Consider the following 17,102-nt stretch of genomic DNA (forward strand, 5'->3'; position numbering starts at 1 on the left):
GATGGCCAAGAATCCCCCCAAGGCCTGGGGCTACGCCCTGGCCACGGTAGCGCTCTGGTCCACCGTAGCCAGCGCCTTCAAGCTCTCTCTGGGCTACTTCAGCCCGCTGCAGCTGCTGTTGGTGGCCAGCCTCACCTCCTGCCTGCTGCTGGCGGGCCTGCTGAGCGCCCAGGGCAAGTGGCCCCTGGTGCGCCAGCTGCTGCGCAGCCGCGGCCGCTTCTTCCTGCTGCTGGGGCTGCTCAATCCCCTGGCCTATTACCTCTTGCTGTTCCAGGCCTATGCCCTGTTGCCGGCCCAGCAGGCCCAGGCCATCAACTACACCTGGGCCATCGCCCTCTCCCTGCTGGCGGTGCCCGTGCTGGGCCAGAGGCTCAACCGCTTCGACGGCCTGGCCATCCTCTGCACCTACCTGGGGGCCCTGGTGATCGCCACCCGGGGCCAGCTCACCAGCCTGCAGTTCGACAGCCCCCTGGGGGTCGGCCTGGCCCTGCTCTCCACCCTGATCTGGGCCGGTTACTGGCTGGTGAACGCCAAGAACCAGGCCGATCCCCTGGTGAGCCTGTTTCTGGCCTTTGCCCTCAGCCTGCCCTTTACCCTGCTGATCTGCCTGGTATGGGACGCCCCACCGCCCCTCATCTGGCAAGGCTGGGCCGGCGCCATCTATGTGGGGCTGTTCGAGATGGGGCTGGCCTTCGTCTTCTGGCTACAGGCCCTGCGCCATGCCCAGCAGGCCAGCCAGCTGAGCAACCTCATCTTCCTGTCGCCCTTTGTCTCCCTGCTCTGGCTGCGCTGGCTGGTGGGGGAAGCCATCCACCCGGCCACCCCCCTGGGGCTGGCCCTGATCGTCGCCGGCCTGCTGCTCCAGCAGTGGCCACAATGGCGCGCGGCCAGAAAGGCCCCATAGGAATCCGTTTGCTCAAAAAACGGCCCGGGGCAACAGAAGGATGGTCATGCCCATAAGCCTTTGTGGTATCCTCCGCCTCTTCCGTCACAGTTCCTTGAGAAATCAGGCCTGACATCATGATGACCAAGCAATCCCCGATTGGCGACCGCCTGCAGGCGCTGCGCCAGCTTATGGCCCAGCAAAATCTCGACGCCTTCATCGTGCCCCACGATGACGAATACCTGGGGGAATACACGCCTCCGGAGGCGGAGCGCCTGGCCTGGATCAGCGGCTTCAACGGCTCGGCGGGGGTGGCGGTGGTGCTGGCCGACACGGCGGCCCTGTTTGTGGATGGCCGCTACACTGTGCAGGCCCGCAACCAGGTGGACGAAGCCCTGTTCAGCCTGCATCACCTGATCGAGGAACCCTACCTGACCTGGCTGGCCGGCCAGCTGGACCGCAAGCAGCGGGTGGGCCTGGACCCGCGCCTGCACAGCCTCTCCGGCTACCAGAAGGCCAAGTGCTGCCTGGGGCAGAAGGATATCGAGCTGGTCCCGGTGGAGAAGAATCCCATTGACGGCCTGTGGCAGGACAGACCCGCCCCCGGCAAGGCGCCGGCCCTGCTCTATCCCGAATCCCTGGCCGGTCAGTCCAGCACCCTGAAGCGCGAAGCCCTGGCCACCGAGCTGCGCAAGCAGGGGCTGGATGCCGCCCTCTTGACCCAGGCCGACGCCATCAACTGGCTGCTGAACCTGCGGGGCCACGACATCCCCTGCCTGCCGGTGGTGCTGGGCTTCGCCGTGCTGTACGGCAACGCCAGCCTGGAGCTGTTCACCGACACCGACAAGCTGGACATCGGCAGCTTCACCAGCCATGCCGGCTTCGACGTCACCGTCTACCCGCTGGACAAGTTGAGAGACGTGCTGACCCGCATGGGGGAAGACAAGCTGCGGGTGCTGGCGGATGCCGACCACTCCAACGCCTGGACCCAGCTCACCCTGCAGAAGGCCGGTGCCACCCTGGTGGACGGCGCCGATCCCTGTCAGCTGCCCAAGGCCCGCAAGAACGCCAGCGAACTGGCCGGCATGGTGGAAGCCCACCGCAAGGACGCCGTGGCCATGTGCCGCTTCCTGGCCTGGCTGGACGATCTGGTGGCGCGGGATGGCCGGGCCGATGAGGGTTCGCTGGCCGACCGCCTGGCCCTGTTCCGCCAGGAGCAGGTGGACTACCTGGAGCCCAGCTTCGACAGCATCTCCGCCCTGGGGCCCAACGCCGCCATGTGCCACTACCAGCACACCAACGGTGAACCCCGCGCCCTGGGCCAGGACGGCATGTACCTGATCGACTCGGGTGGCCAGTACCTGCAGGGCACCACCGACATCACCCGCACCGTCAAGGTGGGTGAGGTGAGCGACGAGATGCGCCAGCAGTTCACCCGGGTGCTGCAGGGCCATATCGCCATCGATCGGGTGCGCTTCCCCAAGGGCACCGCCGGCATCCAGCTGGACGTGCTGGCCCGCCTGCCCCTGTGGCAGGCTGGCTTCAACTATGACCATGGCACCGGCCACGGCGTCGGTCATTTCCTCAGCGTGCATGAGGGCCCCCAGCGCATCGCCAGCAAGGGCAGCCTGACGCCGCTGGAGCCCGGCATGGTGCTCTCCAACGAGCCGGGTTACTACCGGGAGGAGGCCTTCGGCATCCGCTGCGAGAACCTGCTGGTGGTGGAACCCTGCCCCGAGGAGGGCGAGGTGAGCCGCTATCAGTTCCGCCGCCTGACCCTGGTGCCCTTCGACGTCCGCCTGCTGGCGCAGGAGCTGCTGAGCGATAGCCAGCGCCAGTGGATAAACGACTATCATGCCCAGGTTTGGCAGGAGATAGGTCCGCTGCTGGACGAGGAAACCCGCACCTGGCTGCAACAGGCCACCTCCGCCCTCTGAGCCAATAACGGGGCCTGCCACCGCCTTTTGCACCCGCAAGGCTGGCAGGACCCCGGCAAATTGGTAGAATCCGCCCACTTCGATTGACGTGTTCGGCCCCGTGCCTCGTTGATTTTCAGGTATGCGTATGCTTCCCACGACTCACTATCGCCGACAGCTGGACGCCTTGCCGTCCCTGCCGGTCAGCCCCTCGGCCCTGGTGATCCACCATTCCGCCGCCGCCTTCAAGCAGCGGATCCTGACCCTGATCGCCGAGGCCCAGCGCCGCATCTATCTGGTGGCCCTCTACCTGCAGGATGACGAGGCCGGCCGGGAGATACTCGACGCCCTGTACGCCGCCAAGCGGGCCCGCCCCGAGCTGGATATCCAGGTGCTGGTGGACTTTCACCGCGCCCAGCGCGGCCTCATCGGCAAGGGCCAGCAGTCCGGCAACCATCAGCGCTATCAGCAGCTGGCCGCCGACCACCCGGATCTGGACATCGCCATCCGCGGCGTGCCGGTGAAACGCCGGGAATGGCTGGGGGTGCTGCACCTCAAGGGCTTCGTGTTCGACGACACCCTGCTCTATTCCGGCGCCAGCCTGAACAACATCTACCTGGCCCAGCAGGGGCGCTACCGCTTCGACCGCTACCACGAGATCCAGGACGGTGCCCTGGCCGACAGCATGGTGGAATATGTGCGCCGCCAGCTGATCGAAGAAGGCGCGGTGCAGCGGCTGGATAGACCCGACGTGCCCCAGGTGCGCCAGTTCAAGACGCTGCAGCGCCAGTTCCGCCAGCACCTGGAGCAGGGGCAGTACCGCTTCATCCCCGCCCACCGCAAGGAGGGGCAGTTCAGCGTCACCCCCCTGGTGGGGCTGGGCAAGCGGGACAACGCCCTCAACCGGGTCATACAGCAGCTGCTGCGGGGCGCCAAGGAGGAGGTGTTTATCTGCACCCCCTACTTCAACCCGCCCAAGAGCCTGGCCCAGGATCTGCGCAAGCTGCTCAATCGCGGCGTCAAGCTGACCCTGGTGGTGGGGGACAAGACCGCCAACGACTTCTTCATCCCGCCCGGCGAGAAGTTCAGCCCCATCGGCGGCCTGCCCTACCTGTACGAGTGCAACCTGCGGCGCTTCTGTCAGCGCTATCAACGGCGCATCGACAATGGCCAGCTGAACGTCATGCTCTGGCAGCACGACGACAACTCCTATCACCTCAAGGGGGTGTTCGTCGACACGGACCTGACTCTGATCACCGGCAGCAACCTCAATCCCCGGGCCTGGACCCTGGATCTGGAGAACGGCCTGCTGCTGCGGGATCCCGAAGGCCTGCTGCAGGCGCCGTTTGCCGAGGAGAAGGCCAGCATACTGCAGCACACCCGCCGGTTGAGCCACTACAGCCAGCTGGATCAGCTCAAGGACTACCCCGAGCAGGTCCGCCGGCTGCTGACCCGCTTGCAACGCTTCAAGGCCCACCTGCTGCTGCGTCAGATCCTCTAGGTTTCACCAGTGTCCGTCAGGCCTCCCGTTTTCGGGGGGCCTTTGTTATTATCTGATCATATTTACAGTATGACGGGCCCGGCATGCATCTGGACAAGCTCCCCATCACCAGCCTCAAGGGCGTAGGCGCCAAGCTCGCCGAGAAACTGGCGACCCTGCACCTGCAGACGGTGCAGGACCTGCTGTTCCACCTGCCCCTGCGCTACGAAGACCGCACCCAGAGCCTGCCCCTGGACGCCCTGCAACCCGGGCTGAGCTGTGGCACCGAGGGCATCATCACCGACTGCCAGATCATCCCGGCCCGCCGGCGCATGCTGGTCTGCCGCCTACACGATGGCCAGGCGGGGCTGACCCTGCGCTTCTTCCACTTCCACATGAGCCAGCAGGCGGCCCTGAAACCCGGTCGCCGCCTCTACTGCTTCGGCGAGGTGAAGGCGGGCTACCAGGGGCTGGAGATGATCCATCCCGAGTACAAGCTGCTGGACGACGAGCAGGCCGTGCAGATGGAGTCCAGCCTGACCCCCGTCTACCCCGCCACCGAAGGGCTGCGCCAGCAGAGCCTGCGCGGCCTCACCGACCAGGCCCTGGTGCTGCTGCGCCAGCACGGGGTGCCCGAGCTGCTGCCCGAGGGACTCTACCCCCAGCAGATCAGCCAAGCCGATGCCCTGCAGCTGCTGCACAGACCGCCGCCGGAGGTGGATCTGGCCACCCTGGAGACCGGGCGCCACCCGGCCCAGCAGCGGCTGATCCTCGAAGAGCTCATCGCCCACCATCTGTCGGTGCTGCGCCACCGCGCCGCCAGCGCCCGGCTGGCCGCCGTGCCCCTGGCCCAGCAACCGGAGTTGTGCCAACAACTGCTGGCCGCCCTGCCCTTCTCCCCCACCGGCGCCCAGCAGCGGGTGGTGGCGGAGATCGGCGCCGATCTGGCCCGGCCCCACCCCATGATGCGGCTGGTGCAGGGGGACGTGGGCTCCGGCAAGACGCTGGTGGCGGCCCTGGCGGCCCTGCAGGCCATCGGCAACGGCGGCCAGGTGGCCCTGATGGCCCCCACCGAGCTGCTGGCCGAGCAGCATGCCGTCAACCTGGCCGGCTGGCTGGAGCCCCAGGGGATCCGTATCGGCTACCTGGCGGGCAAGCTCAAGGGCAAGGCACGGGAGAGCCAGCTGGCCGCCCTGGCCGCCGGCGAGGTGCAGCTGGTGGTGGGCACCCATGCGGTGTTTCAGGAGCAGGTGCGCTTTGCCCACCTGGTGCTGGTGATCATCGACGAGCAGCATCGCTTCGGCGTGCACCAGCGGCTGGCGCTGCGGGAGAAGGGCAGCCAGGCCGGCGCCCACCCCCACCAGCTCATCATGACCGCCACCCCCATCCCCCGCACCCTGGCCATGACCGCCTACGCGGATCTGGACACCTCCATCATCGACGAGCTGCCGCCGGGCCGCACCCCGGTCACCACGGTGGCCCTGGCCGACAGCCGGCGGGATGAGGTGATAGAGCGGGTGCGCCAGGCCTGCCAGGACGGTCGCCAGGCCTACTGGGTCTGCACCCTGATCGAGGAGTCCGAGGTGCTGGCCTGCCAGGCGGCGGAGAACACCGCCAACGAGCTGCAGCAGCGGCTGCCGGGGCTGCGCATCGGTCTGGTGCACGGCCGCATGCGGCCCCTGGAGAAGCAGAAGGTGATGGGGGCCTTCAAGGCCGGCGAGCTGCAGCTGCTGGTGGCCACCACCGTCATCGAGGTGGGGGTGGACGTGCCCAACGCCAGCCTGATGATCATCGAGAACCCGGAGCGGCTGGGGCTGGCCCAGCTGCACCAGCTGCGCGGCCGGGTGGGCCGCGGCGCCCGGGACTCCCACTGCGTGCTGCTCTACCACGCGCCCCTGACCAAGACGGCCCAGCAGCGGCTGGCGGTGCTGCGGGAGAGCAACGACGGCTTTCTCATCGCCCAGCGGGATCTGGAGCTGCGGGGCCCCGGCGAGCTGCTGGGCACCAAGCAGACCGGGCTGGCGGATCTGAAGATCGCCGACCTGCTGCGGGACCAACCCCTGATCCCCCTGGTACAGCAGCTGGCCCGCCGGCTGCAGGCCGAGGCGCCGGAGCGGGTGACCCCGCTGATCCGCCGCTGGCTGGGGGAGCGGGACAACTACACCCAGGTCTAGACTTTCGTCAGGCCCGCCCGGCCCCTATAGTAGCCGGATGGCCGCCCAGATGGAGACACGATGCAAACCGCGATTCGCTTTTTCCTCTACAGCCTGCTGGCGCTGATCCTGCTGATCTGGATTGGCCTGGGGCTGCTCAACCCCAGCCACCTGCGGGCACCCCTGAGTGCCTGGGTGGAACAGCAGACCGGCCTGCCCCTGACCATAAACAAGCTGGACTACAACCCCCTCTACCCCAACATAGTGCTGGCGGAAGGGATCAAGCTGGGGGATGTGCTGACGGCGGATAAGATCTACCTGGAGGTGGCCGAAGGCTCATGGTTCCAGCGCAGCCTGGTGATCCGCCACCTGGATCTGGTGCGCCCCCGCCTGACCTTGAAAGATGGCCAGAGCTGGCCCAGCTTCCCCCTGGCCCAGCTGAAGGTGGAGGATCTCAACCTGACGGAGCTGGCCCTCAACTGGCCGGACGGCCAGCTGGGTGGTGTCAGCCTGCACCTGGGCAACTGGCAACCGGTGCAGGACGGCCGATGGCAGCCCCTGCAGCAGCTGGGGCTCACCGGCCGCATCGGCCGGCTGCGCTGGCACAACCTGGAGTTGGCGGATCTGGAGCTGGACGGCCAATGGCAGGCCAACCGCCTGCAGCTGGACCACCTCAGCGGCAAGGGGCTGGACGGCCGCTTCACCCTGCAGCAGCTCACCTGGGATCCGGCCCAGGCCAGCCTGCAGGCCGCCAGCGCCCGCCTGGAGGGCAACCGGCTGGATCTGGACCATGCTCCCAAGGTGCTGCCGGTGCAGCAGCTGCAGCTGGGGAAACTGACCCTGGACGACATCAGCCTGTCCCAGGCCAGCGCCCACCGCGCCCTCAACCGCTTCCACGGCCAGCTGGAGCAGCTCAACTGGCAGGCCGGCCACAATCCCCAGCTGCGCCTCAAGGGCGAGGCCGATGAGCTGGCCTGGGGCAGCCTGTGGCAACTGGAGCAGCCCAAGGGACAGCTGGAACTCAACGCCGACGACCCCTCGCCATTTCGCCTGGACGCCGGCCTGTGGCAGGGACAGCTGAGCCTGGCCGGCCAGCTGGAGGCCGATGGCCAGACCCTGACCCTGGAGCGCCTGAGCCTGGACAAGGGCCGGCTGGAGCTGCCGGCGGACTGGCGTCAGCAGCTGACCGGCTGGCCCAGGGTGCAGCTGCGCCGCCTGGACGTGGGGCAGCTCAACCTGATCTCGTTTGATGATGCCCTGCCGCTGTCCCTCAAGGGGGGCGAGCTGTTCGCCACGGATCTGTTGCTGGACCAGCTGGGGCTGCACCGGGCCGGCGAGCGCGCCCGCCTGGAAGCCAGCTGGCTGGAGCTGGCCTATGGCGGCCTGGTGGGACGCCAGGGTGAGCTGGCTGCCGAATGGCAGGCCGACGACCTCAGGCTCAAGCAGCTCACCACCCAGCTGCAGGGCGGCCAGCTGAACGTCAGCGGCCAATGGAGCCCGGCGGCCGATGGCAAGCAGGCGTTGCAGCTGAGCTGGCAGCCGGCGGATCTGCAGCAGGTGAGCGCCATTTTGCAGCCCAGCTATCCCTTCGACGGCAAGGGCCAGCTGCAGCTGGACCTGCAGGCTCAGGGCAACAGCTGGGCCCAGATCGGCAGCAGCCTCAGCGGCCAGGTCAGCCTGACGGTCAACGACGGTTTTCTGGAGGGCATAGCCCTGGATCAGGCGCTGGACGATCTGCTGCAGCAAAAGACACTGCCGGAACCGACCCCCTGGTCGGCCCTGCTGGGCCAGCTGCCCAAGGGCGACACCGCCTTCAATCCCAGCCGGTTGCAGCTCACCGCCCAGGACGGCCGGCTGAGCCTGGCGGGCTCCGCCGCCTCCTCCATCACCCACCTGCTGGCCTGGCAGGGGGGCGTGGATCTGGCCAAGGGGCAGTGGGATCTGCAGTGGGCCCTGCTGGACAGCCACTACTGCCCGGCCCTGACCGCACACCTCAGCGGCCCTCTCGCCGAGCCCAGCCTGCAAGTGGCCGAGCCCCAGGGCTGTCAGCCATGGCACACCACCCCCGTCACCTATCCGCCCCAGGGGCGACAAAGCAAGTTGAGATCCTGATATGGCCGCCAAGCTCCCGCCCTTTCATCTGCACGACTCCCTGCAACGGGGCCAGCTGCTGCGCCTGGTGGAGGGGGAGTACGGCCGCCGTGCCGTGCTGGAGAACGCCGATTACCGCTGGCTGGAGCTGGACGGCGTGGTGCAGTCGGTGCTGGTGCGCAAGGATCCGCCCCGCCTCTGCCTGCCCCACCAGCAGACGGTGGCGGAGCTGCTGCCCCCCAAGCTGGCCACCTTCTTGGAGTTGGGTCTGGGGGGCGGCGATCTGACCCGCTGGCTGCGGGCCCGCAACAAGGCCATCCGCCACTACTGCGTGGAGCTGGATCCCCTGGTGCTGGAGCTGTATCAGGAATATTTCCAGGCCAACGCCAAGCCCCGCCTCTATCAGGCCGAGGCCCTGGCCTGGCTGGAGAACTGGCAGCAGCCGGTGGAGGTGGCCCTGGTGGACCTGTTCAGCGGCGACGGCGTGCCCGCCTGCCTGTTCGCCCCCCGCCTCTATGCACGGCTGGCCAGCTGCGTCACCCAGCGGCTCATCATCAACCTGCCGGCCCGGGACGATGCCGAGAGCCAGGCGCTGCTGGATGTGCTGACGGAGTACTTCATCCCCGAGGGGGAGCAGAAGGTCAGCGGCTACCGCAACCGCATCCTCTGGGCCAGCCCGCGCTGACCTCTACACCTGCAGCCAGAAGGTGACCGGGCCGTCGTTGGTCAGGCTCACCTGCATGTCGGCGGCAAAGCGCCCCGTCTCCACCGTCAACCCCTGCCGCCGGCCCTGCTGGACGAAGTAGTCGTACAGGGATTCGGCCAGCTCGGGGGCCGCCGCCTTCTCGGCGAAGCTGGGGCGCATGCCCTTGTTGGTCTCGGCCGCCAGGGTGAACTGGGAGACCACCAGCAGGCTGCCGCCGGCCTGCTGCACGTTGAGGTTCATCTTGCCCTGCTCGTCACCGAACACCCGATAGCCGCTCACCTTGTGCAGCAACCGCTCCGCCAGCGCCTTGTCGTCGCCCCGCTCCACCCCCAACAGCACCAGCAGGCCGGGACCTATGGCCCCCACCACCTGACCGTCCACCCGCACGCTGGCCTCGCTGACCCGCTGAATCAAGGCAATCATGCCGTCACCCCCTTCTTGACCAAAGGCCGCATTGTCACCGCTGGGACTCGCCAGGCCAAGGGGCAAGACGCTGCCCCTTGTCCCCATCCGGCAACCGGACAACAATAGGCGGTCTCTCATTGCCCCGGGGTCCCATGCACAAGCCACTCACCATTCTGGATATCGCCCGCCTCAGCGGCGTCGGCAAGTCCACCGTCTCCCGGGTGCTCAACCAGGATCCCAAGGTCAAGGACGAGACCCGGGAGCGGGTCAATGCGGTGATCCGCGAACATGGCTTCGAACCCAGCAAGTCCGCCCGCTCCATGCGCACCCGCAGCCCGCGGCTCATCGGCATCATAGTCTCGCGGCTGGACTCCGCCTCGGAGAACCGCTCGGTGCGCGGCATCCTGGAGACCCTCTACGCCCGTGGCTATGACGCCATGCTGATGGAGAGCGAGTTCAGCCCCGACAAGACGGATGAACACCTGGCCCTGCTGGCCCGCCGTGGGGTGGACGGCCTCATCCTGTTTGCCTTCACCGGGCTGGATCTGGACAAGCTGGCCGACTGGCGGGACCGGCTGGTGCTCATCGCCCGCCCCTGGCCAGGCCTGGCCTCCGTCTGTCACGACGACGAGGGCGCCATCGCCCTCATGCTGCAGCATCTGCTGGCGCAAGGCCTGCGCCACATCGGCTTTGTCGGGGTGCACGCCGAAGACGTCACCACCGGCGGACAACGGCTGGCCGGTTACCTGCGAGTCTGTACCGAGCAGGGGCTGGAGCCTCATTACGCCCTCGGTGAGCTGGACTACCAGAGCGGTTACCAGCTGGCGGCCCGGCTGCTGCAGCCCCAGACCCAGGCTCTGGTCTGCGCCACCGACACCATAGCCCTGGGGGTGGCCAAATACCTGCAGGAGGTAGGGCGCGCCGATGTGGTGGTCACCGGGGTGGGCAACAACGCCTTGCTGCGCTTCCTGTTCCCCAAGGTGATGTCGGTGGATCTGGGCTACAAGCGGGCGGGCCATCTGGCAGCCGAGCAGCTGCTGGCACAGATCGAGTCTGGCGCCGCCCCCTGTCAGCTGCAGGCCCCCAGCCAGCTGGTAGAGTAACCCCCCAGTCCAAATTGTGAGCAGCGCCGCATTATGGGAACGTTCCCTTTGCGGTTTTCCCGCAGGATAACCACACTTCGCCCTGTTGATTATGGGAACGTTCCCCAAACCACTGCACCAGGACGCTATGATGAGCAAGTTCAAGCAACAGGAGATCAGTGCGCTGATCGACCGGGTGGGCGGCCCGGAAAATATCGCCACCGTCAGCCACTGCCTGACCCGGCTGCGCTTCGTGCTGAAGGCCCCCGAGCGGGCCGATCTGAAGGGCATCGAAGCCCTGTCGGCGGTGAAGGGCTGCTTCACCAATGCCGGTCAGTTCCAGGTGGTCATCGGCACCGAGGTGGACGAGTTCTACAAGCAGCTGGTGGCCGAACTGGGCATCGGCGAGGCCAGCAAGGAAGAGACCAAGCAGGTCGCCCGGCAGAACATGAACCTGTTGGAACGGGGCATCTCCCACCTGGCGGAGATCTTCGTGCCCCTGCTGCCGGCCATCATCACCGGCGGTCTGATCCTGGGCTTCCGCAACGTGATCGGCGACATCAAGATGTTCGACGGCCACACCCTCACCGAGATCAGCCAGTTCTGGGCCACCGCCCACTCCTTCCTCTGGCTGCTGGGCGAGGCGATCTTCTTCTTCCTGCCGGTGGGGGTCTGCTGGTCCACGGTGCGCAAGCTCGGCGGCAGCGAGATACTGGGCATAGTGCTGGGGGTCACCCTGGTGAGCCCGCAGCTGATGAACGCCTACGACATCGGCAAGCAGGCCCCCGAGGTGTGGGACTTCGGCCTGTTCGCCATCCAGAAGGTGGGCTATCAGGCCCAGGTGATCCCCGCCATGTTGGCCGGGGTGCTGCTGGCCTTCATTGAAACCCGCCTCAAACGGCTGGTACCGGCCTACCTCTACATGGTGGTGGTGCCCTTCTGCTCCCTGCTGCTGGCGGTGATCCTGGCCCACAGCCTGATCGGCCCCTTCGGTCGCTGGATCGGTGACGGTGTGGCCTGGGCCGCCAAGTCCGCCATGACCGGCAGCTTCGCTCCCATCGGCGCCGCCCTGTTCGGCTTCCTGTATGCGCCGCTGGTGATCACCGGGGTGCACCACACCACCAACGCCGTGGATCTGCAACTGATGCAGAGCATGGGCGGCACCCCCATCTGGCCGCTGATCGCCCTGTCCAACATAGCCCAGGCCTCCGCCGTCATGGGTATCGTCATCATCAGCCGCAAGCTGAACGAGCGGGAGATCTCCATTCCGGCGGCCATCTCCGCCTACTTGGGGGTCACGGAACCGGCCATGTACGGCATCAACCTCAAGTACAAGTTCCCCATGCTGTGCGCCATGATCGGCTCCTGCCTGGCGGCGGTGCTGTGCGGTAGTACCGGCGTACTGGCCAACGGCATCGGGGTGGGCGGTCTGCCCGGCATCCTCTCCATCCAGCCGCAGTTCTGGGGCATCTACGCCCTGGCCATGCTGATTGCCATCGTGATCCCCATGGGGCTGACCATCCTCGTCTACAAACACAAGAAGCTGGGCGTGGCCCCGTCTGCGGAACTTGCAGCCGCCCGCTAACCAGACAGGTGTCCCGGCCTCAGGCCGGGCGCCTTTTTTGGCATTCAGATACAGAGGTATCCATGACTCATTCTCTCGCGGCGCCCTGGTGGCGCCAGGCCGTCATCTACCAGATCTACCCCAAGAGCTTTCAGGACTCCGGCGCCAAGGGCACCGGCGACATTCAGGGGATCATACGGCGACTGGACTACCTGAAGCAGTTGGAGGTGGACGCCCTCTGGCTCACCCCCATGTACCGCTCTCCCCAGGTGGACAACGGCTACGACATCAGCGACTACTACGACATAGACCCCGCCTACGGCACCCTGGCCGACTTTGACGAGCTGCAGCGCCAGGCCCACGCCCGGGGCATCCGGCTCATCATGGACATAGTGGTCAACCACACCTCCACCGCCCATCCCTGGTTCCAGGACGCCCTGGCGGATCCGGACAGTCCCTACCGGGACTATTACATCTGGCGGGACGGTCAGAACGGCGGTCCGCCCAACAACTGGCAATCCAAGTTCGGCGGCAGCGCCTGGCAGCGGGATCCCGCCTCCGGCCAATACTACCTGCACCTGTTTGCCACCGAGCAGGCGGATCTCAACTGGGAAAACCCGGCGGTGCGCGACGAGGTGAAGCAGATACTGCAGTTCTGGGCCGCCCGGGGGGTGGATGGCTTCCGGTTGGATGTCATCAACCTCATCTCCAAGGATCAGCAGTTTCCGGACGATCAGGTCGGCGACGGCCGCCGCTTTTACACCGACGGTCCCCGGGTCCACGAGTACCTGCAGGAACTCAGCCGTGAGGCCTTCACCCCCCTGGGCACCATGACGGTGGGCGAGATGTCCTCCACCTCATTGGCCCACTGCCAGCGCTATTCCGCTGCGGACGGACGTGAGCTTTCCATGGTGTTCAACTTCCACCACCTCAAGGTGGACTACCCGGATGGCGAGAAGTGGCGTCTGGCACCGCCGGACTATGTGGCCCTGAAGGCACTGTTCAACCAGTGGCAGCAGGGCCTGCACGGCCAGGGCTGGAGCGCCCTGTTCTGGTGTAACCACGATCAGCCGCGCATCCTGTCGCGCTTCGGCGACGAAGGACAATACCGGCAGGTCTCGGCCAAGATGCTGGCCACCGCCCTGCATCTGCTGCAGGGCACCCCCTACATCTATCAGGGGGAAGAGCTGGGCATGGCCAACCCCGGCTACCGCCGCATCGAGGATTACCGGGATGTGGAGAGCCTGAACCTCCATGCCATCAAGCGGGCCGAGGGCATGGCGGAGGCCGAGATACTGGCGCTGCTGGCGGCCCGCTCCCGGGACAACAGCCGCAGCCCCATGCAGTGGGATGCCGGCCCCAACGCCGGATTCAGCCAGGGTACCCCCTGGTTGGCCCCGGGCGCCGACTACCTCAGGGTCAACGCCGAGGCCGCCCTGGCCGACCCGGACGGCCTCTTCTACCACTACCGGCAGCTGATCCGGCTGCGCAAGCAATACCCGGTGATCGTGGAGGGGGACTATCGGGATCTGGCGCCGGACCATCCCAGCCTCTGGTGCTACGAGCGCCGCTGGCAGGATCAGCGCCTGCTGGTGGTGAACAACCTGGGGCGGGAGCCGCTGGCCCTGCCGGTGGCCGAGGCAAGCGGCCAGCGGCTTATCGCCAACTATGCCGACAGCCCGGCGCAGCCGGGGCCCCATACGCTGCGGCCTTACGAGTCCATCGCCTGGCTGCTGCCGGCGGACGCCTGAGTCAATCCCACTGCGGACCGTCACCCTGGGCCTGTTCCCCCAGGGTGGCGGTCACCTCCGCCCCCAGCAGCACGATGAGCCAGCTCAGATAGACCCAGACAAACAGGATGGGAATGGCCGCCAGGGCGCCGTAGATCAGCTGATACGAGGTGAAATGAGTGATGTAGAAGGCAAAGCCCTTCTTCGCCCCCTCGAACAGCAATGCGGCCGCCAGGGCACCTATCAGGGCGTGGCGCAGCCGCACCTTGACGTTGGGCACCAGCAGGTAGATGAACAGCATGGCGCAAAACGACAGCAGCAGCGGGAACAGCCCCAGCAACCGACTCACCACCCCCACCACCAGCTCACCATCAAACAGCCGCAGCGACACCACATAGGAAGTGGCCAGCAGGCTGGCCCCCACCAGCAAGGGGCCCAGGGTCAGCACCAGCCAGTAGACGGCGATGGTGGTACTCAACCGGCGTTTGCCCCGGCTGCGCCAGATATGATTGAGGTTCTCATCGATGGCCGAAATGAGCAGCAAGGCCACCACCATCAACGCCAGCAGGCCGAAGGAGGTGGTGCGGGAGGCGTTGCCCACGAAGGTGAGGAGGTAATCGTGGATCACCTCGCCGGCGGTGGGTACGAAGTTGTTGAACACGAACTGCTCCAGCTGCTGCTGCAGCAGCTCGAAGGTCGGCAGATAGGCCAGCACGGCAAATACCACCGCCACCAGGGGGACCAGGGAGAGCAGGGTGACATAGGCCAGGTGACCGGCCAGCACGGGTAACCTGTCCTCCCGGCTGCGCCGCAGGAAACAGCGCAGCAACGGCAGGAGACGGTGACACGAATTCAGGCACTTGGCCACAGGGGGGACGGACACGGCGGGGCTCCCATGATGGACTCGAGTGAGCGGATCATGGCAGCAAACGGCGACGGATTCTAGCGGATGGATGCCAGATAAAAGAACCCCCGCACTATGGCGGGGGTTCTCGAGGGGCGTTGGACTTATTCGTCCTTGCCGGATGCGCGACCGGCGCGCTTGCGATCCAGCTCGGTGAGCAGCTTCTTGCGAATGCGGATGCTCTTGGGGGTCACTTCCACCAGCTCATCGTTGTCGATGAACTCCATGGCCTGTTCCAGGGTCATCTTGATGGGCGGGGTCAGCACTATGGCCTCATCGGTGCCGGAGGCCCGCATGTTGGTCAGCTGCTTGCCCTTGAGGCAATTCACGGTCAGGTCGTTGGAACGGCTGTGGATACCGATTATCTGACCTTCGTACACCTCGGTGGCGTGTTCGATGAACAGACGGCCGCGTTCCTGCAGGTTGAACAGGGCGAAGCCCAGGGCCTTGCCGGTGGCGTTGGCGATCAGCACGCCGTTCTGCCGCTCGCCGATGCTGCCACCCTTGTATTCGTCGTAACGCTCGAAGGTGTGGTACAGCAGACCGGTGCCTGAGGTCAGGGTCATGAACTCGGTCTGGAAGCCGATCAGGCCACGGGCGGGGATCAGGTAATCCAGCCGCACCCGACCTTTGCCGTCCGGTACCATGTTGGACAGATCGGCCTTACGCTCACCCAGCTTCTCCATGATGGAGCCCTGGTGCTGCTCTTCGATGTCCACGGTCAGGGTTTCCATCGGTTCCATGCGCACGCCATCAATGGTCTTGATGATGACCTCGGGACGGGACACGGCCAGTTCGAAACCTTCGCGACGCATGTTTTCGATCAGGATGCCCAGGTGCAGTTCACCCCGGCCGGAGACGCGGAACTTGTCCGGATCTTCGGTCTCGTCCACCCGCAGGGCCACGTTGTGCACCAGTTCCTTCTGCAGACGCTCGAGGATGTTGCGGGAGGTGACGAACTTGCCTTCCTTGCCGGCGAACGGTGAGGTGTTGACCTGGAAGGTCATGGTCACGGTGGGCTCGTCCACCGACAGGGGCGGCAGGGCCTCCACGGCGGCGTTGGAGCAGATGGTGTCGGAGATCTTCAGCTCGCCCAGACCCGTGATGGCGATGATGTCGCCGGCTTGGGCGTCGGCGACTTCGGTACGCTGCAGACCCAGATAACCCATGACCTGACCCACCTTGCCGGTGCGGGTCTTGCCATCGGCACCCACCACGGTCACCTGCATGTTGGGCTTGATGCTACCGCGGGTGATACGGCCGATGCCGATGACACCCACGTAGGAGGAGTAGTCCAGCTGGGAGATCTGCATCTGGAACTCACCGGCCGGATCCGCCTTCGGCGGCTCGACGAAATCGACGATGGCCTGGAACAGGGGATCCATGTTGTCGGACGGCTGACTCAGATCCAGGGTGGCGAAACCCTGCAGGGCGGAGGCGTAGACGATGGGGAAGTCCAGCTGCTCGTCGGTGGCGCCCAGGTTGTCGAACAGATCGAACACCTGATCGATGACCCAGTCCGGACGGGCACCGGGCCGGTCCACCTTGTTGACCACGACTATGGGCCGCAGCCCCTGGGCGAACGCCTTCTGAGTCACGAAACGGGTCTGGGGCATGGGACCGTCCACTGCATCCACCAGCAGCAGCACGCAATCCACCATGGACATGACCCGCTCTACTTCGCCGCCGAAGTCGGCGTGACCGGGGGTGTCAACGATGTTGATGCGGTAGTCTTTCCAACGGATAGCAGTGTTCTTGGCAAGGATGGTGATGCCACGCTCCTTTTCCAGATCATTGGAGTCCATGATCCGCTCCTGGCCTTCGCTATTGCGGTCCAGGGTGCCGGATTGTTGCAACAGCTTGTCTACCAGTGTGGTTTTGCCATGGTCAACGTGCGCGATAATGGCAATGTTGCGGAGCTTGTCTAACATCCTCGCCTCTAAAACAAGTGGGGAAAAATTGGGCAGTCATTCTACTCGGCCACTTGTGATCTTCATAGCAAATTCAGCTGAAATTCCGTGATCAAATTTTGCCTTGCCTCACACTATGACCCCAGAGCGGGTGGACCTGGCGAACCCATTGCCCAATTTTGGGGCCTCATAATGGTTTTCGATGCACCTAAACGATGCAGGCTGATTTTTGGTGGATCGGCCCTAAGCCATTACTCTCTGTAAGTTAAAGGAAATAA

At 65.8% G+C, this 17,102-nt stretch carries 12 protein-coding genes; 9 read left to right on the forward strand and 3 right to left on the reverse strand.

Features of this window, described 5'->3' with window-relative positions; translation table 11 throughout:
* The first annotated feature begins 1 nt into the window (after position 1).
* The 6 genes from ABHF91_RS16150 to ABHF91_RS16175 all read left to right on the forward strand — a co-directional run bounded on the left by ABHF91_RS16150 (position 2) and on the right by ABHF91_RS16175 (position 9,208).
* Positions 2-904, forward strand: a complete 903-nt coding sequence (locus ABHF91_RS16150; protein ID WP_409421255.1) for a DMT family transporter — start codon at positions 2-4, stop codon at positions 902-904.
* Positions 905-1,023: 119 nt separating this feature from the next.
* The gene (locus tag ABHF91_RS16155; RefSeq protein WP_409423142.1) at positions 1,024-2,820 is read left to right on the forward strand and encodes an aminopeptidase P family protein; all 1,797 of its coding nucleotides are present in this window, start codon (positions 1,024-1,026) and stop codon (positions 2,818-2,820) included.
* A gap of 127 nt (positions 2,821-2,947) precedes the next feature.
* Positions 2,948-4,300 carry a CDP-diacylglycerol--serine O-phosphatidyltransferase gene (gene pssA / locus ABHF91_RS16160; protein ID WP_409421256.1) on the forward strand — a complete coding sequence of 451 codons (1,353 nt, stop codon included), beginning with the start codon at positions 2,948-2,950 and terminating at the stop codon, positions 4,298-4,300.
* An 83-nt stretch (positions 4,301-4,383) separates the two neighbouring features.
* Positions 4,384-6,453: an ATP-dependent DNA helicase RecG gene (recG, locus tag ABHF91_RS16165; protein ID WP_409421257.1), complete on the forward strand. Its 2,070-nt coding sequence runs from the start codon at positions 4,384-4,386 to the stop codon at positions 6,451-6,453.
* A gap of 60 nt (positions 6,454-6,513) precedes the next feature.
* A complete protein-coding gene (locus tag ABHF91_RS16170) occupies positions 6,514-8,544 on the forward strand; it encodes an AsmA-like C-terminal region-containing protein (protein ID WP_409421258.1) in 2,031 nt (676 codons plus the stop codon).
* Position 8,545: 1 nt separating this feature from the next.
* Positions 8,546-9,208, forward strand: coding sequence for an SAM-dependent methyltransferase (locus ABHF91_RS16175; RefSeq protein ID WP_409421259.1), 663 nt, complete (start codon positions 8,546-8,548; stop codon positions 9,206-9,208).
* Positions 9,209-9,211: 3 nt separating this feature from the next.
* Here the strand turns inward: ABHF91_RS16175 and dtd are convergent, their stop codons facing one another.
* Positions 9,212-9,652, reverse strand: a complete 441-nt coding sequence (dtd, locus tag ABHF91_RS16180; RefSeq protein ID WP_409421260.1) for a D-aminoacyl-tRNA deacylase — start codon at positions 9,650-9,652, stop codon at positions 9,212-9,214.
* A gap of 134 nt (positions 9,653-9,786) precedes the next feature.
* Between dtd and treR the strand changes: the two genes are divergently transcribed.
* From treR to treC, 3 genes are all read left to right on the forward strand, one after another.
* Positions 9,787-10,737: a trehalose operon repressor TreR gene (gene treR / locus ABHF91_RS16185; protein WP_409421261.1), complete on the forward strand. Its 951-nt coding sequence runs from the start codon at positions 9,787-9,789 to the stop codon at positions 10,735-10,737.
* Positions 10,738-10,867: 130 nt separating this feature from the next.
* Positions 10,868-12,301, forward strand: a complete 1,434-nt coding sequence (gene treB / locus ABHF91_RS16190; protein ID WP_409421262.1) for a PTS trehalose transporter subunit IIBC — start codon at positions 10,868-10,870, stop codon at positions 12,299-12,301.
* 62 nt (positions 12,302-12,363) lie between these two features.
* Entirely contained in the window at positions 12,364-14,031 is a 1,668-nt protein-coding gene (gene treC, locus ABHF91_RS16195; protein WP_409421263.1) for an alpha,alpha-phosphotrehalase, read from the forward strand.
* Between the two features lies 1 nt (position 14,032).
* Here treC and ABHF91_RS16200 read toward each other — a convergent pair whose 3' ends face one another.
* Complete coding sequence (locus ABHF91_RS16200; RefSeq protein ID WP_409423143.1) at positions 14,033-14,878, reverse strand: virulence factor BrkB family protein; 846 nt, start codon at positions 14,876-14,878, stop codon at positions 14,033-14,035.
* A 140-nt stretch (positions 14,879-15,018) separates the two neighbouring features.
* A complete protein-coding gene (typA, locus tag ABHF91_RS16205; protein ID WP_409421264.1) occupies positions 15,019-16,845 on the reverse strand; it encodes a translational GTPase TypA in 1,827 nt (608 codons plus the stop codon).
* Positions 16,846-17,102: the final 257 nt, after the last annotated feature.

The organism is Pseudaeromonas aegiceratis, from assembly GCF_046254905.1.
Lineage (GTDB): Bacteria > Pseudomonadota > Gammaproteobacteria > Enterobacterales > Aeromonadaceae > Pseudaeromonas > Pseudaeromonas aegiceratis.

Coding starts and splice junctions, on each gene's coding strand:
- ABHF91_RS16155 (WP_409423142.1), top strand. CDS start 1,024: ATGACCAAGCAATCCCCGATTGGCGACCGCCTGCAGGCGCTGCGCCAG.
- dtd (WP_409421260.1), bottom strand. CDS start 9,652: ATGATTGCCTTGATTCAGCGGGTCAGCGAGGCCAGCGTGCGGGTGGAC.
- ABHF91_RS16150 (WP_409421255.1), top strand. CDS start 2: ATGGCCAAGAATCCCCCCAAGGCCTGGGGCTACGCCCTGGCCACGGTA.
- treC (WP_409421263.1), top strand. CDS start 12,364: ATGACTCATTCTCTCGCGGCGCCCTGGTGGCGCCAGGCCGTCATCTAC.
- treB (WP_409421262.1), top strand. CDS start 10,868: ATGAGCAAGTTCAAGCAACAGGAGATCAGTGCGCTGATCGACCGGGTG.
- ABHF91_RS16170 (WP_409421258.1), top strand. CDS start 6,514: ATGCAAACCGCGATTCGCTTTTTCCTCTACAGCCTGCTGGCGCTGATC.
- recG (WP_409421257.1), top strand. CDS start 4,384: ATGCATCTGGACAAGCTCCCCATCACCAGCCTCAAGGGCGTAGGCGCC.
- typA (WP_409421264.1), bottom strand. CDS start 16,845: ATGTTAGACAAGCTCCGCAACATTGCCATTATCGCGCACGTTGACCAT.
- treR (WP_409421261.1), top strand. CDS start 9,787: ATGCACAAGCCACTCACCATTCTGGATATCGCCCGCCTCAGCGGCGTC.
- pssA (WP_409421256.1), top strand. CDS start 2,948: ATGCTTCCCACGACTCACTATCGCCGACAGCTGGACGCCTTGCCGTCC.
- ABHF91_RS16175 (WP_409421259.1), top strand. CDS start 8,546: ATGGCCGCCAAGCTCCCGCCCTTTCATCTGCACGACTCCCTGCAACGG.